General features: G+C 63.2%; 23 protein-coding genes. 4 read left to right on the top strand and 19 right to left on the bottom strand.

Features of this window, described 5'->3' with window-relative positions:
* Window positions 1–46: 46 nt before the first annotated feature.
* The gene (locus ACZ0AV_RS22960) at window positions 47–877 is read right to left on the bottom strand and encodes a substrate-binding periplasmic protein (RefSeq protein ID WP_499153145.1); all 831 of its coding nucleotides are present in this window, start codon (window positions 875–877) and stop codon (window positions 47–49) included.
* Window positions 878–976: 99 nt separating this feature from the next.
* On the opposite strand from ACZ0AV_RS22960, the gene ACZ0AV_RS22955 reads away from it, so the two are divergent.
* On the top strand, window positions 977–1945 hold the full coding sequence (locus tag ACZ0AV_RS22955) for an alpha/beta fold hydrolase (RefSeq protein WP_499153144.1): 969 nt from the start codon (window positions 977–979) through the stop codon (window positions 1943–1945).
* Between the two features lie 63 nt (window positions 1946–2008).
* Here ACZ0AV_RS22955 and ACZ0AV_RS22950 read toward each other — a convergent pair whose 3' ends face one another.
* On the bottom strand, window positions 2009–2938 hold the full coding sequence (locus tag ACZ0AV_RS22950; RefSeq protein WP_499153143.1) for an electron transfer flavoprotein subunit alpha/FixB family protein: 930 nt from the start codon (window positions 2936–2938) through the stop codon (window positions 2009–2011).
* Complete coding sequence (locus tag ACZ0AV_RS22945; RefSeq protein WP_499153142.1) at window positions 2938–3687, bottom strand: electron transfer flavoprotein subunit beta/FixA family protein; 750 nt, start codon at window positions 3685–3687, stop codon at window positions 2938–2940. Before ACZ0AV_RS22945 ends, ACZ0AV_RS22950 begins: the two co-directional genes overlap by 1 nt.
* 321 nt (window positions 3688–4008) lie before the next feature.
* On the opposite strand from ACZ0AV_RS22945, the gene ACZ0AV_RS22940 reads away from it, so the two are divergent.
* Entirely contained in the window at window positions 4009–5673 is a 1665-nt protein-coding gene (locus ACZ0AV_RS22940; protein ID WP_499153141.1) for an electron transfer flavoprotein-ubiquinone oxidoreductase, read from the top strand.
* A gap of 40 nt (window positions 5674–5713) precedes the next feature.
* Here ACZ0AV_RS22940 and ACZ0AV_RS22935 read toward each other — a convergent pair whose 3' ends face one another.
* The 3 genes from ACZ0AV_RS22935 to ACZ0AV_RS22925 form a co-directional block, all read right to left on the bottom strand.
* The gene (locus ACZ0AV_RS22935) at window positions 5714–6280 is read right to left on the bottom strand and encodes a DUF1285 domain-containing protein (protein ID WP_499153140.1); all 567 of its coding nucleotides are present in this window, start codon (window positions 6278–6280) and stop codon (window positions 5714–5716) included.
* A gap of 38 nt (window positions 6281–6318) precedes the next feature.
* The gene (locus tag ACZ0AV_RS22930; RefSeq protein WP_499153139.1) at window positions 6319–6924 is read right to left on the bottom strand and encodes a DUF4823 domain-containing protein; all 606 of its coding nucleotides are present in this window, start codon (window positions 6922–6924) and stop codon (window positions 6319–6321) included.
* A 103-nt stretch (window positions 6925–7027) separates the two neighbouring features.
* A complete protein-coding gene (locus ACZ0AV_RS22925) occupies window positions 7028–7666 on the bottom strand; it encodes a TetR/AcrR family transcriptional regulator (RefSeq protein ID WP_027906448.1) in 639 nt (212 codons plus the stop codon).
* Between the two features lie 74 nt (window positions 7667–7740).
* Here ACZ0AV_RS22925 and ACZ0AV_RS22920 point away from each other — a divergent pair, with 74 nt between their 5' ends.
* Window positions 7741–8874 (top strand): aminotransferase class V-fold PLP-dependent enzyme, encoded by a 1134-nt coding sequence (locus tag ACZ0AV_RS22920; protein ID WP_499153138.1) that lies wholly within the window; start codon window positions 7741–7743, stop codon window positions 8872–8874.
* Window positions 8875–9141: 267 nt separating this feature from the next.
* Here the strand turns inward: ACZ0AV_RS22920 and ACZ0AV_RS22915 are convergent, their stop codons facing one another.
* The 13 genes from ACZ0AV_RS22915 to ACZ0AV_RS22855 all read right to left on the bottom strand — a co-directional run bounded on the left by ACZ0AV_RS22915 (window position 9142) and on the right by ACZ0AV_RS22855 (window position 19333).
* Window positions 9142–9924 carry a TatD family hydrolase gene (locus ACZ0AV_RS22915; RefSeq protein WP_499153137.1) on the bottom strand — a complete coding sequence of 261 codons (783 nt, stop codon included), beginning with the start codon at window positions 9922–9924 and terminating at the stop codon, window positions 9142–9144.
* A 77-nt stretch (window positions 9925–10001) separates the two neighbouring features.
* Window positions 10002–10358 (bottom strand): PilZ domain-containing protein, encoded by a 357-nt coding sequence (locus ACZ0AV_RS22910; protein ID WP_042556691.1) that lies wholly within the window; start codon window positions 10356–10358, stop codon window positions 10002–10004.
* Window positions 10359–10391: 33 nt separating this feature from the next.
* Window positions 10392–11378, bottom strand: coding sequence for a DNA polymerase III subunit delta' (locus tag ACZ0AV_RS22905; RefSeq protein ID WP_499153136.1), 987 nt, complete (start codon window positions 11376–11378; stop codon window positions 10392–10394).
* Entirely contained in the window at window positions 11371–12003 is a 633-nt protein-coding gene (gene tmk, locus ACZ0AV_RS22900; protein WP_499153135.1) for a dTMP kinase, read from the bottom strand. Before tmk ends, ACZ0AV_RS22905 begins: the two co-directional genes overlap by 8 nt.
* On the bottom strand, window positions 12000–13076 hold the full coding sequence (gene mltG / locus ACZ0AV_RS22895) for an endolytic transglycosylase MltG (protein ID WP_499153134.1): 1077 nt from the start codon (window positions 13074–13076) through the stop codon (window positions 12000–12002). The genes tmk and mltG overlap by 4 nt, the downstream gene beginning before the upstream one ends.
* A gap of 3 nt (window positions 13077–13079) precedes the next feature.
* Complete coding sequence (gene pabC / locus ACZ0AV_RS22890; protein WP_499153133.1) at window positions 13080–13892, bottom strand: aminodeoxychorismate lyase; 813 nt, start codon at window positions 13890–13892, stop codon at window positions 13080–13082.
* On the bottom strand, window positions 13892–15136 hold the full coding sequence (fabF, locus tag ACZ0AV_RS22885) for a beta-ketoacyl-ACP synthase II (protein WP_499153132.1): 1245 nt from the start codon (window positions 15134–15136) through the stop codon (window positions 13892–13894). The genes pabC and fabF overlap by 1 nt, the downstream gene beginning before the upstream one ends.
* A gap of 218 nt (window positions 15137–15354) precedes the next feature.
* The gene (gene acpP, locus ACZ0AV_RS22880) at window positions 15355–15591 is read right to left on the bottom strand and encodes an acyl carrier protein (RefSeq protein WP_003245177.1); all 237 of its coding nucleotides are present in this window, start codon (window positions 15589–15591) and stop codon (window positions 15355–15357) included.
* Between the two features lie 191 nt (window positions 15592–15782).
* Complete coding sequence (fabG, locus tag ACZ0AV_RS22875) at window positions 15783–16526, bottom strand: 3-oxoacyl-ACP reductase FabG (protein WP_499153131.1); 744 nt, start codon at window positions 16524–16526, stop codon at window positions 15783–15785.
* A 21-nt stretch (window positions 16527–16547) separates the two neighbouring features.
* On the bottom strand, window positions 16548–17492 hold the full coding sequence (gene fabD, locus ACZ0AV_RS22870; RefSeq protein WP_499153130.1) for an ACP S-malonyltransferase: 945 nt from the start codon (window positions 17490–17492) through the stop codon (window positions 16548–16550).
* A gap of 98 nt (window positions 17493–17590) precedes the next feature.
* Complete coding sequence (gene plsX / locus ACZ0AV_RS22865; RefSeq protein ID WP_499153129.1) at window positions 17591–18607, bottom strand: phosphate acyltransferase PlsX; 1017 nt, start codon at window positions 18605–18607, stop codon at window positions 17591–17593.
* Window positions 18608–18610: 3 nt separating this feature from the next.
* The gene (rpmF, locus tag ACZ0AV_RS22860) at window positions 18611–18793 is read right to left on the bottom strand and encodes a 50S ribosomal protein L32 (RefSeq protein ID WP_025167420.1); all 183 of its coding nucleotides are present in this window, start codon (window positions 18791–18793) and stop codon (window positions 18611–18613) included.
* Window positions 18794–18805: 12 nt separating this feature from the next.
* On the bottom strand, window positions 18806–19333 hold the full coding sequence (locus tag ACZ0AV_RS22855) for a YceD family protein (RefSeq protein ID WP_499153128.1): 528 nt from the start codon (window positions 19331–19333) through the stop codon (window positions 18806–18808).
* Between the two features lie 111 nt (window positions 19334–19444).
* On the opposite strand from ACZ0AV_RS22855, the gene ACZ0AV_RS22850 reads away from it, so the two are divergent.
* A complete protein-coding gene (locus ACZ0AV_RS22850) occupies window positions 19445–20023 on the top strand; it encodes a Maf family protein (protein ID WP_499153127.1) in 579 nt (192 codons plus the stop codon).
* Window positions 20024–20140 lie beyond the last annotated feature (117 nt).

Raw genomic sequence — 20140 nt, 5'->3', positions numbered from 1 at the left:
GCAACGCCAGAACGGCGCCGGTATATCGATAGATCACGGTTACGTCCTACTGATTCGAAACACTGGCGGCCGGCTGCGGCTGCTGGTCCTTCCAGCGCAACAGGTTGCGCTGCAGAAGGGTTTGCGGCAGGCCGGCGGCGGTGAATTCTGTCATTTTTTTGGCCAGCTGTCCGCGCAGCCACGGATCGTTGCAGGCAGAATTGTGCGACAGCGCAAGATGCAGCCCCTCACTGGAGACCGGCGGGTCGAGCACCTGCAAATCCTCCTGCAGGCCCAGCGTGGATGCCAGGGCCTGCCCGGGGTAGCGTTCGTAGAGCACGTAGTCGGTGCGGCCGAGCATCAGCTTCTGGAACGCCTGGGTCAGACTGGACACGCCTTCCAGCGTCAGGTTATCCCTGGCATAAGCGTCGAACGTCTGCCCGAAGCTGTTGTTGACCAGCGTATCGCCGGTGCGTCCCTGCAGGTCGGCCCAGCCGGTGTAGGGAAAATCGCTGCCTTTGCGAACCCAGACCACGCTCGGCGTGGACAGGAAGGCCGGGTGGATGAAGTCCATGCTGTCCAGGCGCGAGACGGTCAGAAAGGCACCTGCAAGCATATCGATACGCCCGGTTCGTACATCCTCCTGCGCCCGCGACCAGGGGCCGGCGTAGACCACCTCGATACCGACGCCCAGTTCCTCGGACACCATCTTGAGCAGGTCCACGGTGGCGCCAATCAGTTGCCCAGGGTTCTGCGGGTCACGCCACAGGTAAGGGGGGTATTCAGGATTGCCAGTGGCCACCAGGCGCTCGCATTTGCCGGCAGCCTGGAGGCTGCTCGCCACCAGCAAGCCGACGAGCACCAGCAGACTCGACCTGATTAAACCTCGCTCATGCATGGTCGCTCTCTCGATTCAGGTAGCGGCCAGCGATCCACCGGCCAATGATTCATGACATGCTAGCTCATACCACCTGGATAATCAGCGATAACAGGCCGCATGAAGAAATTGATTCTCACCCTCGTCGCCTTCCTGGCGGTCGCTACTGGAGCGCTGCTGTACTTCTCGCCGGCTGCGCAACTGGCGGGTTACCAGGCCATCGAACAATGGCGCGCCGGATTGAATGAACGCAGCATCAGCGTCAACGACCTGGATATCCGCTACCACGAGGGTGGCCCGCAAGAGGCCGAAACCATCGTGCTGGTGCACGGTTTCGGCGCCGACAAAAGCACCTGGCTGTGGTTCGCGCGAGGCCTTACCGAGCGCTACCACGTGATCGCTGTCGACCTGCCCGGCTTCGGCGCCAGCGCTCGCCCCCACGGCAGCTATGACGTCGGTACCCAGGCCGAACGCCTGGCCGGCTTCACCGAGGCCTTGGCCATCAGGCGCATGCACCTGGTCGGGCATTCCATGGGCGGGCACATCGCGGCGCTTTACGCGGCCCGCTACCCCGAGCAGGTCACCAGCCTGGCGCTGATGGCCAATGCCGGCGTCAGCGCGCCGCAGCGCAGTGCGTTTTTCCAGCGCCTGGACGAGCACGGCGACAACCCCCTGCTGGTAGGCAGCACTCCGCAATTCGATCGCCTGCTCGACTGGCTGTTCGTCGCGCCCCCACAATTGCCCGAGCGCATCCACCAGTACCTGGCACAGCGAGCGGTGGATGACAACACGCACCAGCGCGAGGTGTTCGAACACCTGCAGCAGCGCTATCTGCCACTGGAGCCCGAGCTGCCGCGAATCAGCGCACCCACCCTGCTGCTCTGGGGCGACCAGGACCGCATCCTCGACGTATCCAGCATCGAGGTGATGAAACCGCTGCTCGCCGATGCCAGCGTGGTGATCATGAAAGGCTGCGGCCACGCGCCGATGCTCGAGCGCCCGGAAGAAACCGCTGCGCACTACCTGCAATTTCTCCAGGCGCTGAGGCAACGCAAGGCAGACGCGGCAAGCGAGGCGGCCTCCCGCTGAAAGCGCGGCGCGCCCATGAAAAAACCCGCTATCAGCGGGTTTTTTCACGGCTGCAAAACGCGGTCAGACCAGCTTTTCGAGCTCCGGCACGGCCTCGAACAGGTCCGCAACCAAGCCGTAGTCGGCCACCTGGAAGATCGGCGCCTCCTCGTCCTTGTTGATCGCAACGATCACCTTGGAATCCTTCATGCCAGCCAGATGCTGGATAGCACCGCTGATGCCGACTGCGATGTACAGCTGCGGCGCAACGATCTTGCCGGTCTGGCCGACCTGCATGTCGTTCGGCACGAAGCCGGCATCGACCGCAGCGCGCGACGCGCCGACAGCTGCACCGAGCTTGTCGGCCAGGGTGTACAGGTGCTTGAAGTTGTCACCGTTCTGCATGCCACGCCCGCCGGAAACGACGATCTTGGCTGCGGTCAGCTCGGGACGATCAGACTTGGCCAGCTCTTCGCCAACGAAAGCCGACTTGCCGGCGTCACCGCCTGCCGAAACGTTTTCGATGGCAGCCGAGCCACCTTCGGCGGCGACGGGGTCGAAGCCGGTGGCACGCACGGTGATCACTTTCACGGCAGCAGAAGACTGCACGGTGGCGATAGCGTTACCCGCATAGATCGGGCGCTTGAAAGTGTCCGGGCTCTCCACGGAAACGATCTCGGAGATCTGGTCGACATCCAGCTGCGCAGCGACGCGCGGCAGGATGTTCTTGCCGTTGCTGGTAGCGGCAGCCAGCACATGGCTGTACGCCTTGCCCAGCTCAGCCACCAGCGGCGCGACGTTTTCCGGCAGCTGGTGAGCGAAGGCGGCGTTGTCGGCAACCAGGACCTTGGCAACGCCAGCAATCTTGGCAGCTGCCTCAGCGGTAGCGCTGACATTCTGGCCAGCGACCAGCACGTGGATGTCGCCACCGATGGCCTGGGCGGCAGCGACGGTGTTCAGGGTCGCAGGCGCCAGCGCGGAATTGGTGTGTTCAGCGATAACCAGAATAGACATTAGATCACCTTCGCTTCGGTTTTCAGTTTCTCGACCAGTTCGGCAACCGACTTGACCTTGATACCCGCACCGCGTGCAGCAGGCGCTTCGACCTTGAGGGTCTTGACGGTGGAGGCCGTGGATACACCCAGCGCCTCAGGTGTGAGGGTTTCCAGCGGCTTCTTCTTGGCCTTCATGATGTTCGGCAGCGAGGCGTAGCGCGGCTCGTTCAGGCGCAGGTCGGTGGTGACGATGGCCGGCAGGTTCAGCGCAACGGTCTGCAGACCGCCGTCGATCTCACGGGTCACATTGGCCTTGTCGCCGCTGACTTCGACCTTGGAGGCGAAGGTGCCCTGGGCATAACCAGTCAGCGCAGCGAGCATCTGGCCGGTCTGGTTGTTGTCACTGTCGATGGCCTGCTTGCCAAGGATTACCAACTGCGGCTGCTCCTTGTCGACCACGGCCTTGAGCAACTTGGCGACCGCCAGGGAGTTCAGCTCGTCGGCGGACTCGACCAGGATGGCGCGGTCGGCGCCCAGCGCCAGAGCGGTACGCAGTTGCTCCTGCGCCTGGGTCGGGCCGATCGACACGACCACGATCTCGCTGGCGACGCCCTTTTCTTTCAGACGTACGGCTTCTTCAACGGCGATTTCACAGAATGGGTTCATCGACATCTTGACGTTGGCAAGATCGACGCCACTGTTGTCCGGTTTAACGCGAACCTTGACGTTGTAATCGACCACTCGTTTGACAGCTACAAGAACCTTCATGGATTCCTCGTTACTCTCCGGTGAATAGGAATGTCGCCAGAAGCGAGCATGCGGGTGATGCAGACAAGCAGGACGCGAGCGACCTTCAGCCATACGGCGAGCGCAAAACCGCCCGTATCTTGACCGCACCACCTAGCTCGGTCAATACGCCCTGGCTGCGAGCCATTCGTGTTGTAGCCGGATTCTAGCAGGCCTACAGAAAATTCAAACAAACGTTTGTATTGGCCCTGATCCGGGCTGGCGATATACTGCGCCAGCGTGGCTCAGGAAGGATGCCGGCACGCCATAAAAAACTAGAGAGCCTTGATGAGGAGATAGCCCGTGGAACGCGAATTTATGGAGTTCGACGTCGTCATCGTCGGCGCCGGCCCCGCCGGTCTGTCCGCCGCTTGCCGCCTGAAGCAGAAGGCCGCCGAGGCTGGCCAGGAAATCAGCGTCTGCGTGGTCGAGAAAGGCTCCGAAGTCGGTGCTCACATCCTCTCCGGCGCGGTTTTCGAGCCCCGTGCGCTGAATGAACTGTTCCCCGACTGGAAGGAACTGGGCGCGCCGCTCAATACGCCGGTCAAGGGCGACGACATCTATGTACTCAAGGATGCCGAGAGCGCCATCAAGGTTCCGGGCTTCTTCGTGCCCAAGACCATGCACAACGAAGGCAACTATATCATTTCCCTGGGCAATCTGTGCCGCTGGCTGGCCCAGCAGGCCGAGAACCTCGGCGTGGAAATCTACCCGGGTTTCGCCGCTCAGCAGGCGCTGATCGATGAAAGCGGCGTGGTGCGCGGCATCGTCACCGGCGACCTTGGCGTCGACCGCGAAGGCAACCCGAAGGAAGGCTATTACACCCCCGGCATGGAGCTGCGCGCCAAGTACACGCTGTTCGCCGAAGGCTGCCGCGGTCATATCGGCAAGCAGTTGATCAGCAAGTACCAGCTCGACAGCGAAGCCGACGCCCAGCACTACGGCATCGGCCTCAAGGAAATCTGGGATATCGACCCCAGCAAGCATCAGCAAGGCCTGGTGGTGCACACCGCCGGTTGGCCGATGGACATCATGGGCACCGAGAACACCGGTGGCTCCTTCCTTTATCACCTGGAAAACAACCAGGTGGTGGTCGGCCTGATCATCGATCTGTCCTACGCCAACCCGCACCTGTCGCCGTTCGACGAATTCCAGCGCCTCAAGCACCACCCGGTGTTCAAGCAATACCTGGAAGGCGGCAAGCGCGTTTCCTACGGCGCCCGCGCGATCGCCAAGGGTGGCCTCAACTCGCTGCCGAAAATGGTCTTCCCGGGCGGCGCGCTGATCGGCTGCGACCTCGGCACCCTGAACTTCGCCAAGATCAAGGGCAGCCACACCGCCATGAAGTCCGGCATGCTGGCAGCCGAGGCCATCGCCGAAGCGCTGGCCGCGGGTCGTGAGGGTGGTGATGAACTGCGCAACTATGTCGACGCGTTCAAGGCCAGTTGGCTGTACGACGAACTGTTGCGCAGCCGTAATTTCGGCGCCGCGATTCACAAGTACGGCGCCGTGGTTGGCGGCGGCATCAACTGGGTCGACCAGAACCTGTTCGGCGGCAAGCTGCCCTTCACCCTGCATGACAACAAACCGGATTACGCCTGCCTGAAGCTCGCGGCGGACTGCAAGAAGATCGCCTACCCGAAACCGGACGGCAAACTCAGCTTCGACAAGCTGAGCTCGGTGTTCCTCTCCAACACCAACCATGAAGAGGAGCAGCCCTGCCACCTAAAGCTGACCGACCCCAGCATTCCGATCGACAAGAACCTGCCGCTGTACGACGAGCCAGCGCAGCGCTATTGCCCGGCCGGCGTGTATGAAGTGGTCGCCAACGACGACGGCAGCAAGCGCTTCCAGATCAATGCGCAGAACTGCGTGCACTGCAAGACCTGCGACATCAAGGATCCTGCTCAGAACATCACCTGGGTAGCGCCGGAGGGCACGGGCGGCCCCAACTACCCCAACATGTGACCATCAAAAAAGGCTCCCTCGGGAGCCTTTTTGCCAAGTGCTATTCCTGCGGTCCTATGGGAAAAAAGACCCCACCGCTCCACACCCCCAGCCAGGTCCGACCTTCCATGTCGCGGGGCTGCGCCAGCTCGACCAACTGATAGAACACGTTGCGATGGATCAGCGCTTCCAGATTGGCGCGAATATGCACATAGGGCGACGGCTCCTGGGTCTGCGCGTCCAGCACCACACGCAAGGGGTGCTCACTGCCTGCTTCGACCTCATCGCCAACATTGGTGACGAAGCGCAATACCTGCGATTCGCCCTGCCCTGTCGCCTGTACCGAAACCGCCACGAACGGCGCGTCATCAACCGTGATACCCACCTTCTCCACGGGCGTGACCAGAAAATAGCCATCCCCATCGCGGCGAATGATGGTCGAGAACAGCCGTACCATGGCCGGCCTGCCGATCGGCGTGCCCATGTAGTACCACGAGCCGTCACGCGCAATGCGCATGTCGATATCGCCGCAGAAATCAGGATTCCACTGGTGCACCGGCGGCATGCCCTTGCTGCCAGCCGGCGGGATCTGCGCCAGCAGGTCACCCGCCTTGTCGGTTTCGCTCACTGCGCCTCCCAAGGCCAGTTCCAGAGAGAAGCTGGCCGTTAACGACTGAAGCCCAAAAGTTTACGCGCATAATCCTCGAGTGGTGCCCTGATCAGCTCTTCGGGGCGCGCATCATAAAACGTCAGGAATCCGCCGCGGCTGCGAATACGCGCCGTGTCCACCAGGTAGCGAGTGTTGGTTTCGATCAGCATCAGCTGCAGCACGCTGCGATCGGTGCCGAGCCGGTCGAAGGCTTCCTGATCTTCCCACTCCTCCAGGGTGCCGATGCGGTCGTCGGCGTAGGCGAAGCGGGTGTACAGCAGGTAATGCGCACCAGCGGCGCGCGCCTCGCCCAGCGCGTCATCGAGACCGACCGGCGCCCTTGCGCGGCGCACCATGGGGAAGTACTCGACGAACCCACGGAATGCTTCCTCGGCCACCACATTGGGCCGCGGATAGGCGTGCTTGCCGTTCGGTGCGAAATGTCCCTGAGCGATGTAGATGAAGGAATCGGCCTGCAACCGCCAGGACGCCGAGCGCCGCATCGTGTTGTGATCCAGCACGCCGGCATCACGCAGGTGGTAGGTGGCACCATCGGCCATGTCGCTGACATTCATGCAGCCGGCCAGGCTCAGCAACAGGGCCACGACAAACAGGTTACGCATGTGAACTCTCCCGACACCGGCGACGGAAAACCGGCGAATGACTGCCTGTAGCAGGTTTCGCGCCAGCCGGCTCACCCGGGCTCTCAAGCCCCTGGGCGGCGGCTCAGGCGGGAGGCGTCTCGCTGTCGCGTTTACGCTTGTTGCCCATGCGCACGCCGATGTCCATCAGGAACTGGAAGAACCCTTCCTGATCCTCCAGCACATTGCTCCAGAACGGCGAGTGATAGAGCGCCACGGCGCCATGCACCAGGGCCCAGGCAGCGCAGTAGTGGAAATACGGCGGCACGTCTTCGAGTTTGCCCTCGGCGATGCGGCCCTTGATCAACTGGGTGAGGCGCTCGAAGTTGGAGGCGCGGATGCTGTGCAGCTGTTCGACCAGCTCAGGCACCTGATTGCCCTTGACCACCTTTTCTTCCAGCCGGTCGAAGAGCCGGTAGCGCTGCGGGTCCCGCATGCGAAACTCGAAATAGGCACGCGACAGCGCTTCCTTGTCACGGTCTATGTCGGACGAATGCAGCAACTCGTTCAGATCACGCTCGTAGTCGAGCATCAGCCGCAGGTAGATTTCCGCCTTCGACTTGAAATGCTTGTAGATGGTGCCTTTGCCGATACCCACGGCGTCGGCGATCATCTCCACGGTAACACTGTCCTCACCCTGCTCGAGAAAGAGCTTGAGGGCGATATCAAGTATTTCCTGCTCGCGGCGGCGAAACTCACGGATCTTGCGGGGTTCTTTCTGCATGAGGATATGACAAGGTCAAAATTCAAGTCCGTTATTATGCCTAACTAACGCGAAATTGCACGGATCACACGCTCATGAATGCCATCATCGACGAGTTTCCCCAGCCGGACGATATTCACTACCTGAACCACGCGGCAGTTGCCCCCTGGCCGGCCCGCACGGCGCGGGCCGTGGAGCGCTTCGCCCGGGAAAACATCAGCACCGGCGCGCGTGACTACCCGCAATGGCTGGAAACAGAACGCCGCTTGCGCGAACGCCTGGCGCGCCTGCTGAACGCCTCGTCACGTGCCGACATCGCGCTGGTCAAGAATACTTCCGAAGCCCTGTCGTTCGTGGCCTTCGGCCTGGATTGGCGCGCCGGCGACCAGGTCATCATCAGCACCGAGGAGTTTCCTTCCAACCGTATCGTCTGGGAAGCGCTGCGCCCCCAGGGCGTCGAGGTGGTACAGGTGAACCTGCACGATGGCGATGCCGAAGCTGCCCTGCTCGCCGCCTGCACCTCACGCACCCGGCTGATGGCTATCAGCGCTGTACAGTACGCCAGCGGCCTGCGCCTGGATCTGCAGCGCCTGGGCGTCGGCTGCGAACAACGCGGCGTGCTGCTGTGCGTGGATGCCATCCAGCAGCTCGGCGCCCTGGGTATGGACGTGCAGAGCAGCCGCTGCGCCTTCGCCATGGCCGACGGCCACAAGTGGCTGCTCGGCCCGGAAGGCCTGGGGGTGTTCTATTGCCGCCCGGACCTGCGTGCGCAACTGACGCTGCACGAATATGGCTGGCACATGCTCGAGCACGCCGGCGATTACGACCGCGATGACTGGCAGCCGGCCCGCAGTGCCCGGCGCTTCGAATGTGGCAGCCCCAACATGCTCGGTGCCATGGCGCTGGAAGCCAGCCTGTCGCTGCTCGAAGAGGTTGGCATGGCGCAGGTCGAAGACGCGCTGCACGAGCGCGTGCAATGGCTTCTCGATGGCCTGCTGGGTATCGAGGGCGCCCAGTTGCTGAGCGTCAGGGACCGGCAAAAACGCGCGGGCATCGTCACGTTCGCCCTGGCCGGATGGGAAAACCAGATGCTCCACGAACGCCTGAAGAGCGCGCAGATCATCTGCGCCCAGCGTGGCGGCGGTATTCGCCTGTCACCGCATTTCTATACCCAGCCTCGCGTGATCGAACACACCCTGCGGGTGTTGCGCCAGCTCGCCAGCAAATGAGCACTCAGCAGCGCAAGAAGTATTCCAAATCCGTTTAACGCCGGGGATGGACGCCTGCCGAACATGACCAATACTTCAGGTACCGCTGCGGCATTCCCCCAAGTGTCGCGGCGGCCGGAGTGCCGAGGACCGCGCACTTCGCTTGACTCCTAATGGTCTTGACCCGGATTCCCCCGAAACCGGGTTTTTTTTGCCCGCGCCACACGGGCGAGCAGCCTATCGGCCTGGCAACGCGCTGACGATTGCCCGTCAGCACGTCGACGCTAATCAGCCAACCCGCGCCAGGGGGAACAGGCGCTTGAAGTTCTCGCCGGTCTGCTGCGCCAGCGTCTCGTAGCTCACGCCTCGCAGCACCGCCAGGTACTCGGCGACGTCACGTACGTACTCCGGCAGGTTCGGCTTGCCACGGTGCGGAATGGGCGCCAGGTAGGGCGAGTCGGTTTCCACCAGCAGGCGATCGGCCGGCACCTGGCGAGCCACTTCGCGCAGCGCATCAGCGTTGCGGAAGGTGACGATGCCGGACAGGGAAATGTAGAAGCCGATATCCAGTGCGGCCCTGGCCATTTCCCAGTCTTCGGTAAAGCAGTGCAGCACGCCGGCTTGCGGCAAGTCGGCTTCGCGCAGCAGGGCCAGGGTATCGGCACGGGCTTGGCGGGTGTGCACGATTACCGGCTTGCCAGTGATCTGCGCGGCCTGCAGGTGCAGCCGAAAAGCGGCCTGCTGCAACTCGGCCGCTTCCGGCTCGTAGTGGTAGTCCAGGCCGGTTTCACCGATGGCGACCACGCCGGGATGATCCAGCTCGCCAAGCAGCCAGTCGAGCGCCGGTGCGCTGCCCGGTTCGAGGTCGAGTGGATGGATACCCACCGAGCAATTGACGTCGGCGTAGCGCTGCGCCAGATCACGAACGGTGGCTGCGTTGTCGGCACTGACGCCGATGCACAGGAAATGGCCGACACCTCGGGCACGCGCGGCGGCCAGCGCCTCGTCCAGTGAACCACCGTGGGCGGTCAGGTCGAGGCGATCGAGGTGGCAATGGGAATCTATGAGCATGAAGCAAACCTCACGCGGCAGGCGCAGACCGCAAGCGAGGCGGTACCCGGCTTTTCGCTCGCGGCGCTGGCCTGCGGCTACATCGTGTGGGTGGGACGATCGGACTTGAGGGCGCCGGCCAGGTAGGTTTCGATCTTGTTGCGCGCGGTGTTGTCGCCTTCGTTGAACTGCACGCCGACACCGGCGGCGCGATTGCCCTGGGCACCCTTGGGCGTGATCCAGACGACCTTGCCGGCGACCGGGATCTTTTCCGGCTCGTCCATCAGGTTGAGGAGCATGAACACTTCATCACCGAGCTTGTAGCTCTTGTTCGTGGGAATGAACAGGCCGCCATTCTTGATGAAGGGCATGTAGGCGGCATAGAGCACGGACTTGTCCTTGATGGTCAGAGACAAGATGCCGTTACGGGGCCCCAGATTCGGTGGCAAGCTCATGCGTGATTCCTGATGTCGTGGCGTAGGCGGATTCTAGCCCGGCGCAGGCAGGCTTGCCCACTGCACCAGCAAGGCTTCGAGAAGCAGCACACGGTTGAGGTTGGCCTTGCCCAGGACTTTCTGCCGCTGCTGCAGCAACCAGTCCTGGATATTCAGCACCTTGCCCTGCGGTGCTTTCTGCGCCAGGTACTGGACGACCTTGCTCATGTCGGTGGGCCCCAGGCCCTGCTCGTCCTCGGTCAGCTGATAACGCAGGATCAACTGCGCCCAGTCGCAGAACCAGTCGAACAGCAGCGGCAAGGGAACGGCGTTCCAGCTTTCGGCCAGCTGGCTAACGGAAATCTGCTGCTTGTGCAGCTTCTTCACGCCCTCGACCACCAGCGCACGCTGCTCGCGCACGCCCTGTGCCTGGAGCCTGACGGCTGCCAGCGGTGAGCCCGCTGCCAGGTACAGCAATTCGCGGATTTCCTGCTCGCTGCTACCCGACAAGGCCTCGCTCAGCCATTGCAGGCTCACCGCCTCACTCGGCAACGGGCAAGCCTGCTGCACGCAACGACTCTTGATGGTCGGCAGCAACCGGCTGGGCTGATGGCTGATCAGCAGCAGCACGGTGTCGCCGGAAGGCTCTTCGAGACTCTTGAGCAGCGCGTTGGCGGCGTTCAGGTTCATCGCCTCGGTCGGCTCGACGAGGATCACCTTGCGCCCGCCCAGCTGGGCGGTCTGCACCACGAAGTTGACCAGTGCCCGAACCTGGTCGACCTTGATCGGCTTGTCGGCCTCTTCCGGTTCGAGCACGTAGTTGTCCGGGTGACTGCCGGCAGCCAGCAGGTGACATGACTTGCACTGCCCGCAGGGCTGCAGGGCCACTGGAGACTTGCACAGCAGCAGCGCCATCAGGCGCTCGGCCAGGGCTCGCTTGCCGATGCCGGCAGGGCCGTGGAGCAGATAGGCGTGAGCATGCTGGGTACGCCCGGCGAGTTGCTGCCACAGCGCGGTCTGCCAGGGATAGACATCAACCACGCCGCAGCTCCAGCAGTTGCGGCAGCAGTGCATGCAGATCGCGCTGTACGGCCTCGAGCGCCTGCGCCGCATCAACAATGCGGTAGCGGGCCGGCTCCGCCCTGGCGCGCTGCAGGTAGGTGGCGCGCACGGCCTCGAAGAAGTCGCGGCCTTCCTGCTCGAAGCGATCCAGGCGACCGCGGGCAGCCGCGCGGGCCAGGCCCACTTCCACCGGCAGGTCGAACACCAGGGTCAGATCGGGCCGCAACGCGCCCTGCACGAAGCGCTCCAGTTGCGCGATGCGCTCGACATCGAGGCCGCGGCCTCCGCCCTGGTAGGCATAAGTGGCGTCGGTGAAACGATCACAGAGCACCACGGCGCCGCGCTGCAGCGCCGGCATGATGACCTGGGCAAGGTGTTGGGCACGCGCGGCGAATACCAGCAACAGCTCGGTATCGCTGGCCATGACTTCGTCACTGGGGGCCAGCAGCAGTTCGCGCACCCGCTCGGCCAGCGGCGTGCCACCGGGTTCGCGGGTCAGCAGCACGTCGATCCCCTGCTCGCGCAGGAGCGTCGCCAGGTACTCGCGATTGGTGCTCTTGCCGGCGCCCTCGGGGCCTTCCAGGGTAATAAACAGGCCGCTCACGGGTTGTCCTTATCACTATCACTATCACTGTTCTGGGGAATGGGCGCCGGGCTGGACCGGTAGTCGGCCCGGCGCTTCAACTGGTACTCACGGACAGCACGGTTGTGTTCGTCGAGGCTTTCCGAAAACACGTGACTGCCATCACCGCGCGCGACGAAATACAGCGTCTTGCCTGGCACCGGGTGCAGCGCCGCATGAATCGCCTCGCGGCCGACCAGGGCAATCGGCGTTGGCGGCATGCCATCGATGGTGTAGGTGTTGTAGGGCGTCGGCTCGCGCAGGTGGGCACGGGTGATTCGCCCCTCATAGCGCTCGCCGAGGCCGAAGATGACCGTCGGGTCGGTCTGCAGGCGCATGCCAATGGCCAGGCGTCTCACGAACACGCCAGCGATTTCGCCGCGCTCCTCGGGCACCCCGGTTTCCTTCTCGATCAGCGAGGCCATGATCAGCGCCTCGTAGGGGTTCTTGTACGGCAGCGCTTCGGAACGCTTCGCCCATTCCTCGTCGAGCACCACCTGCAGGCGCTTGTGGGCCTGTTTGAGCAGATCCAGATCGCTCATGCCGCGTACGTAGCGGTAGGTGTCCGGGAAGAAGCGGCCCTCGGGATTGAGGCCCGGCTGCCCCAGCCTGACCATGATCTCGTCATCGCTCAGCTCGCTGAGGGTCAGTTCCAGCTTGTCCTGGCGCGCCAGCGCGGCACGCACCTGGCGGAAGCTCCAGCCTTCGACCAGGGTCAGGCTGTATTGCACCACGTCGCCACGGCGCCACAGGTCGAGCATGTCGCGCACGCTCAGGTCGGGCGTCAGCCGATACTCGCCGCTGTGCAAGGGCTGGCCCTGCAGGTTGAAACGCCAGTACAGGCGCAGCCAAAGCGCGCCGTCGATGACGCCCTCGGCTTCGAGACGGTTGAGCACGCCTCCGGGCGTGGCACCGGCAGGTACCTCGATCAGGCGTTCTTCGCTGATCGCCAGCGGCTGCTCCAGGGCACGGTGCTGCTGCCAGGCGGCGAAGCCCAGTGCAAGACCGGCCAGTACCACGGTGATTTCGAGCACGAACAGTAATTTGCGAATCACGGATCAGCAGTCCAGTAGATGACGGGCAACGGCCTGCAGTTTACGGGTGAGCGGCCCGACCGGCCAGTGACGGTGCTGCAACTGGCGAACCGGCCATACGCCGTACAGGCTGTTGCAGAGAAACACCTCGTCGGCGGCCAGCACCTCGTCGAGCTCGATATCGCCGACCTGACAATCGATACCCAGGCCCTGCGCCTGTTCCAGCAGCTCGGCGCGCATCACCCCGGCCACGCCGCAGCGCGACAGCTCGGGCGTCGACAGCGCGCCACGGCAGACCACGAAGAGGTTGCTGAACACCCCTTCGATCACGCGCCCCGACACATCGCGCATCAATCCTTCTGCGTACCCGTCGTCCTGCCATTCGGCGCGGGCCAATACCTGCTCGAGGCGATTGAGGTGCTTGAGGCCGGCCAGCAGCGGCTGCTCGGCCAGGCGGGTGGCGCAGGCAAACAGCTGGATGCCATCCTCCGCGTGCTGCAGCGGATAGGCTGGCATGCGGCCAGCCTGCAGGATACGCCGCGGAGCCCCTGCAGGCCGTGCGTAGCCGCGCTGGCCGTCACCACGGGTGATGATCAGCTTGGCGAGGCCCTGCTGCAGTTCGCCACAGAAGGCCAGCAGTTCGCCGCGCAGTGCCGCGCTGTCGAGGTCGATGCGCAGACGCCGGCAGCCGGCGGTGACCCGAGCCAGGTGACGTTCGAGCAGCACCGGCCGACCGCCGCGCACGGCCATGGTTTCGAACAGGCCGTCACCGTAGGCCAGGCCGCGGTCCACCAGAGACAACGACGTGGCCGGCCGGCCATCGACCCAGCTGAACATCAATCGGCGTACCGGCGAAATACCAGTGAGCCGTTGGTGCCACCGAAACCGAACGAGTTGGACAGCGCCACTTCGATCGGCATCTTGCGCGCGTGGTGCGGCACGAAGTCCAGGTCACAGCCTTCGTCCGGCTCGTCCAGGTTGATGGTCGGTGGCGCCACCTGATCCCGCAATGCGAGGATGCTGAAGATCGCCTCGACCGCCCCGGCCGCACCGAGCAGGTGGCCGGTCATCGACTTGGTCGAGCTGACCGCGACATGGCGCGCATGCTCGCCGAATACCGTCTTGATCGCCGCCACTTCGGCCTTGTCGCCAGCCGACGTCGAGGTGCCATGGGCGTTGATGTACTGCACATCGGAAGGCTGGATGCCTGCATCGCGCAAGGCGTTGGCCATGCAGCGCGCAGCACCGGCGCCGTCTTCGGGCGGCGAGGTCATGTGGAAAGCGTCGCCACTCATGCCAAAGCCAATCAGCTCGGCATAGATGGTCGCGCCACGCGCCCTGGCGTGCTCGAGCTCTTCGAGCACCAGCGCGCCGGCGCCGTCGGACAGCACGAAGCCGTCGCGGCCCTTGTCCCACGGCCGACTCGCCTTGGTCGGCTCGTCGTTGCGGGTGGACATCGCCCGTGCCGCGCCGAAGCCGCCCAGCCCCAGGCCGCAGGCGGCCATCTCGGCACCGCCGGCAATCATCACGTCGGCCTCGCCGTAGGCAATGTTGCGCGCAGCCATGCCGATACAATGGGTACCGGTGGTGCAGGCGGTGGCGATGGCATAGTTGGGGCCCTGCAGACCCAGGTGGATCGACAGGAACCCGGAAATCATGTTGATGATCGAGCCCGGCACGAAGAACGGCGAAATGCGCCGCGGTCCCTGTTCGTGCAATGACTTGCAGTTGTTCTCGATGTTGGTCAGGCCGCCAATCCCGGAGCCCATGGCCACACCGATACGATCACGGTTGGCATCCGTGACTTCCAGGCCGGAATCTCGGGCCGCCTGAAAGCAGGCCGCCAGGCCGTACTGAATGAACAGGTCGAGCTTGCGCGCCTCTTTGGCGGACAGATACGGCTCGACATCGAAATTCTTCACCGACCCACCGATACGGGTGGAAAAGGCGGAAAGATCCATATGGTCAAGCAGGCCGATGCCACTGCGGCCGGCCAGAATGCCCTGCCAGCTGCTCGGCACATCGTTACCCAGCGGCGACAACATGCCCATACCGGTAACCACGACGCGTCTACGCGACACAGCAATCTCCTCTTGTCAGTTTTGTCGACGCCTCGATGTACCCCGGCACACTCATGCCCGGGCCGATTGATCATCCGGCGATTGGCTCCAGGTGGCTGCACCACCCCAGGTCCAGGACGCCGTCGGCGCTCTTCTTTGCTTTTACAGTGAACCGTCAAAGAAAAGCCGCACGCCTTTGCAGACGTGCGGCTTTTCCAGATCGGGAAGCGACGAACTGCTTACTGCGCGTGCGCGGTAACGTAGTCGATTGCTTCCTGAACAGTGGTGATCTTCTCGGCTTGCTCGTCCGGGATTTCGGTCTCGAATTCTTCTTCGAGAGCCATCACCAGCTCAACGGTGTCAAGAGAGTCGGCACCCAGGTCTTCAACGAAGGAAGCGCTGTTGGTTACTTCTTCTTCCTTCACGCCCAGTTGCTCGGCAACGATTTTCTTGACGCGTTCTTCGATGGTGCTCACGTGTTGTCACTCCTATTGGACAAATCCAGCCAGCTGGTTGTGCCGGCAAGTGTATAGAAAGGGTTTTCGGCTTTTCAAGCTGAAAGCCGATGGCGCGCACGGAAAAGCCCCGACGATCCCATTTCAAAACCAGCAAAGTTGCCACTAATTTTCCATCGAATCGCCGACGTTCGCCTCGGCACCGCCCGTATTCAGCTCATGTACATCCCACCGTTCACAGGGATGGTAGCCCCTGTGACGTAAGCTGCACCATCGGATGCGAGGAAAGAAACCACGTTGGCGATCTCTTGTGCCTGCCCCAGACGGCCCAGCGGAATCTGTGTAAGCAGTGCTTCGCGCTGCGTTTCCGGCAATTCACGGGTCATATCGGTGTCGATGAAACCCGGTGCCACCGCGTTGACGGTGATCGAACGCGAACCGACCTCACGGGCCAGTGCACGGCCGAAGCCTTCAAGGCCAGCCTTGGCTGCAGCGTAGTTCACCTGCCCGGCGTTGCCCATGGCACCCACCACCGAACCGATGTTGATGATACGCCCGAAACGCGCCTTGGTCATGCCACGCAGCACAGCCTTCGACAAACGATAGAGGCTGTTGAGGTTGGTATCGATAACGTCATACCACTCGTCGTCTTTCATGCGCAGCATCAGGTTGTCGCGGGTGATACCGGCATTGTTGACCAGCACCAGCACCTGACCGAAGTCTTTCTGGATCTTTTCCAGGGTGGCCGCGACAGACTCGTCATTGCTGACGTTGAGCATCAGGCCGGTGCCTTCGATGCCATTTTCCTTGAGGGTGGCTGCGATGCGCTCGGCACCCGCCTCGGACGTCGCGGTACCGATTACCACGGCCCCCTGACGCCCCAGCTCCAGGGCAATCGCCTGGCCAATGCCGCGGCTCGCGCCGGTAACCAGTGCAACCTTACCTTGCAGACTCATAGCATTCTCCTAGTGTTGGGCCTAGACGGCGGCCAATGCGGCACGCGCAGCAGCGAAGGCCTCAGGGGTGTCGAGGTTGTGCGTGTTGACGCCCTTGACACAGCGCTTGTTAAGGCCCGACAGCACTTTGCCAGGGCCGCATTCGACCAGATCGGTGACGCCTTGCTCGCCCAGGCGAACCATCGACTCCACCCAGCGGACCGGGCTGTACAGCTGCGCCAGCAGGTCGCGCTTGAGGGTATCGAGATCGGCCACCACAGCGGCACTGACGTTCTGCACCAGCGCAATCTGCGGCGCCTGCCAGGCAATCGCGGCAACGGACTCGGCGAAGCGCTCGGCCGCCGGACGCATCAGCTCGCAGTGCGACGGCACGCTGACCGGCAACGGCAATGCGCGCTTGGCGCCACGCGCCTTGCAGGCTTCCACGGCGCGAGCCACGGCCGCCGCAGAGCCGGCGATCACCACCTGGCCCGGTGCGTTGTAGTTCACCGCGCTGACCACTTCGCCCTCGGCCGCTTCGGCGCAGGCAGCCTGCACGTCGGCATCTTCCAGGCCAAGAATTGCTGCCATGCCGCCCTGCCCAGCCGGCACGGCCTGCTGCATCAGTTGGCCGCGCAGTTCGACCAGCCTGACCGCTTCGGCGAAACCAATGGAGCCGGCGGCGACCAGTGCGCTGTACTCACCCAGACTGTGCCCGGCGACGAACGCAGGGCGCGCGCCGCCCTCGGCCAGCCACAAACGCCACAGGGCGATAGAGGCAGCCAGAATGGCCGGCTGGGTCTTGTCGGTCTGGTTGAGCTGCTCTTCCGGGCCCTGCTGGGTCAACGCCCACAGGTCATAACCCAGGGCGCTCGATGCTTCGCTGAAGGTATCGAGGATCAGCGCGTGCTCTGCGCCGTGGCCGGCCAGCATGGTCAGCGCTTGCGAGCCCTGACCGGGAAAGACGAATGCGAGGGATGCAGACATTGAACGGTTCCCTTAGTGATCTTCTCGTCGAACATTGACGCCCGCCATCGGCGAGCGCTGGAAAACTGACATTTTGGATGGCTGCCCATCCCAAGTGGTCACATATTACCGATCATGTGTTTGATTCGACCACTCAGTCGCTCCGGCAAATTCTCCTGCACATCGGTCATGGCCCGGCGAATGGCGCTCTTTATACCATCCGGGCCGGCACTGCCGTGACTCTTCACCACGATGCCCTGCAGGCCAATGAAACTCGCGCCATTGTGCCGCGCAGGAGCCAGTTCGCCGCGCAGGCGGCGCAACACCGGCAACGCCAGCAGGCCCGCGATGCGGCTCAGCAGGTTACTGCGAAACAGCGCCTCGAGCCGCGCCACGATCATGGTTACCAGCCCCTCGCTGGATTTGAGCAGCACGTTGCCCACGAAGCCATCGCAGACCAGCACGTCGGCGTCGCCGCGATACAGACCGTCACCCTCGACGAAACCGATGTAGTTGAGGCCTTCGACACCTTCGAGCAGCGCAGCCGCCTGCTTGACCTGCTGGTTGCCCTTGGTCTCTTCGCTGCCAACATTCAGCAAGCCGACCCGCGGCGCCGGGATGCCCTGCACCTCGGCCGCCACAGCCCCCATGATCGCGAACTGGCAAAGGTGCTCGGCAGTGCAATCGACATTGGCACCCAGATCGAGCAGGTGGCAGACGCCATGGCGACTTGGAATGGCCACTATCATCGCCGGCCGGTCGATACCCGGCAGCGTCTTCAGCACGTGACGCGACAGGGCCATCAGCGCCCCGGTGTTGCCGGCACTCACACAGGCATGGGCGCGCCCATCGCGCACCACCTCCAAGGCCACGCGCATGGAGGAATCCGGCTTGCCGCGCAACGCCTGGGCCGGGCGCTCGCCCATCTCGATGGACTCGCCGGCATGCTCGATCTGCAGGCGCGACCGATCCACACCGGAGATTCCAGCGAGCAGGGTTTCGATAAGGGGGGCTTGGCCGACTAGCACCAGGTGTAGCGAGGGGAACTCAGCCAGACAGGCGACGCTGGCTGGAACAATGCAGTGGGGACCGAAGTCCCCACCCATTGCGTCAATCGCGATGATCGGAGCGGACAAGATTTACTCGTCAGCGCCCTTGTCGATCACTTTGCGACCACGGTAAACACCTTCCGGCGATACGTGGTGGCGCAGGTGAACTTCACCGGTGCTCTTCTCAACCGACAGAGCGTTACCCTCGAGCGCGTCATGCGAACGACGCATGTCACGGGCGGAACGGGATTTTTTGTTCTGCTGAACAGCCATACTAGTAAACTCCTAAACGTTTGGGTCACGCTTTAACTGTGCCAATACACTGAACGGGTTGGACCGCGTCTCCCCGTCCTCGCTCGACTCGGGCTCATCAAGGCCCGCCGGCTGCTGGCAATCTTTCGGGTCATGAACCGGCACGATGGGCAAGGCGAGCAAAAGCTCATCCTCGATCAAGGCCAGCAGATCCAGAGGATCTTCACCCATTTCCAGTACGTCATAGCCTTGCGGCACGGACTGGGTATTCGCGCCTTCCTTCACCACAGCGTAATCACACTCGCTGAGGATCGGTAAGGTGACCTGATCCAGACAACGCTGGCAAACCATCTTGACTTCGACCTCAAGCTGGCTGTGGATGACCACAGCATGGCGCTCGTCACGCTCGAAAGAAAACTTCGCGCGCACGTTACCGCCATTATCGGCAAGAGGGTCGCAGAGCCTCGACAAATCGGCTAGGGGTAGCTCACCCTGAAGGGTGGCACCACGGTCGGCGAGTTTGCGTGGATCAACGTGAGGTGGAATCGGGCCATTTGACATAGGCGCCGCATTCTATGGATGCGGCCGTACGCTGTCAAAGGAAATTGCGCCTGTCCAGCGCCTTTGCCGACGACTAGAATCAGCCGCTCGTTCCGTACAAGGTCAACGCCGATGCCGTCCCTGGTTCTTGCCTCCAGCTCCCCCTACCGTCGCGAGCTGCTGGGCCGTTTGCGCCAGCCCTTCGAGTGGGCCGCGCCAAGCATCGACGAGTCGCCCCAGGCCGGTGAATCCGCCGAGGCGCTGGTGCGCCGCCTGGCCCGTGAGAAAGCCCTGGCACTGGCCGAACGCTTCAGCTCGCACCTGATCATCGGCTCGGATCAGGTCGCCGTGCTGGACGGGCAGATACTCGGCAAACCCCACGAGTATAAACGCGCCCACGCCCAGCTGACCGCAGCCAGCGGCAAAAGCGTGACCTTTCTCACCGGCCTGGCACTGCTCGACAGCCGCGACGGCTCCTGCCAGGTCGACTGCGTTCCTTATACGGTGCACTTCCGTGTCCTGAGCGGCGCGCAGATCGCGCGCTACCTGAACGCCGAAGAACCTTATGACTGTGCTGGCAGTTTCAAGGCCGAGGGCCTCGGTATCAGCCTGTTTCGCCGCACCGAAGGCAGTGACGTCAACAGCCTGATCGGCCTGCCGCTGATTCGCCTGGTCGAGATGCTGGACGCCGCCGGCGTGCAAATCCCCTGAAATGCTTTCTTACAACGACCGAACGGCCTCGTAACGTCGTTGCTATCGCCTCGTAAGCTGCTGCATGGCGTCAATTCATGGCGTCGCGGGGCCGGCCCGATGCTGGATTCAGCATCG

This window comes from Pseudomonas sp. AC532, from assembly GCF_979258965.1.
The sequence above is the reverse complement of the archived record's forward strand: the minus strand, read 5'-3'. Positions and strand labels throughout refer to the sequence as shown.

Bases quoted from the DNA above. Each gene is read 5' to 3' on its own strand.
- ACZ0AV_RS22910 (WP_042556691.1), bottom strand. From the start codon at position 10,358: ATGAGCTTGCCACCGAATCTGGGGCCCCGTAACGGCATCTTGTCTCTG.
- fabD (WP_499153130.1), bottom strand. From the start codon at position 17,492: ATGTCTGCATCCCTCGCATTCGTCTTTCCCGGTCAGGGCTCGCAAGCG.
- ACZ0AV_RS22950 (WP_499153143.1), bottom strand. From the start codon at position 2,938: ATGTCTATTCTGGTTATCGCTGAACACACCAATTCCGCGCTGGCGCCT.
- ACZ0AV_RS22920 (WP_499153138.1), top strand. From the start codon at position 7,741: ATGAATGCCATCATCGACGAGTTTCCCCAGCCGGACGATATTCACTAC.
- ACZ0AV_RS22915 (WP_499153137.1), bottom strand. From the start codon at position 9,924: ATGCTCATAGATTCCCATTGCCACCTCGATCGCCTCGACCTGACCGCC.
- ACZ0AV_RS22960 (WP_499153145.1), bottom strand. From the start codon at position 877: ATGCATGAGCGAGGTTTAATCAGGTCGAGTCTGCTGGTGCTCGTCGGC.
- ACZ0AV_RS22945 (WP_499153142.1), bottom strand. From the start codon at position 3,687: ATGAAGGTTCTTGTAGCTGTCAAACGAGTGGTCGATTACAACGTCAAG.
- pabC (WP_499153133.1), bottom strand. From the start codon at position 13,892: ATGTTCAGCTGGGTCGATGGCCGGCCGGCCACGTCGTTGTCTCTGGTG.
- ACZ0AV_RS22925 (WP_027906448.1), bottom strand. From the start codon at position 7,666: ATGCAGAAAGAACCCCGCAAGATCCGTGAGTTTCGCCGCCGCGAGCAG.
- ACZ0AV_RS22850 (WP_499153127.1), top strand. From the start codon at position 19,445: ATGCCGTCCCTGGTTCTTGCCTCCAGCTCCCCCTACCGTCGCGAGCTG.
- fabG (WP_499153131.1), bottom strand. From the start codon at position 16,526: ATGAGTCTGCAAGGTAAGGTTGCACTGGTTACCGGCGCGAGCCGCGGC.
- rpmF (WP_025167420.1), bottom strand. From the start codon at position 18,793: ATGGCTGTTCAGCAGAACAAAAAATCCCGTTCCGCCCGTGACATGCGT.
- ACZ0AV_RS22855 (WP_499153128.1), bottom strand. From the start codon at position 19,333: ATGTCAAATGGCCCGATTCCACCTCACGTTGATCCACGCAAACTCGCC.
- ACZ0AV_RS22955 (WP_499153144.1), top strand. From the start codon at position 977: ATGAAGAAATTGATTCTCACCCTCGTCGCCTTCCTGGCGGTCGCTACT.
- ACZ0AV_RS22930 (WP_499153139.1), bottom strand. From the start codon at position 6,924: ATGCGTAACCTGTTTGTCGTGGCCCTGTTGCTGAGCCTGGCCGGCTGC.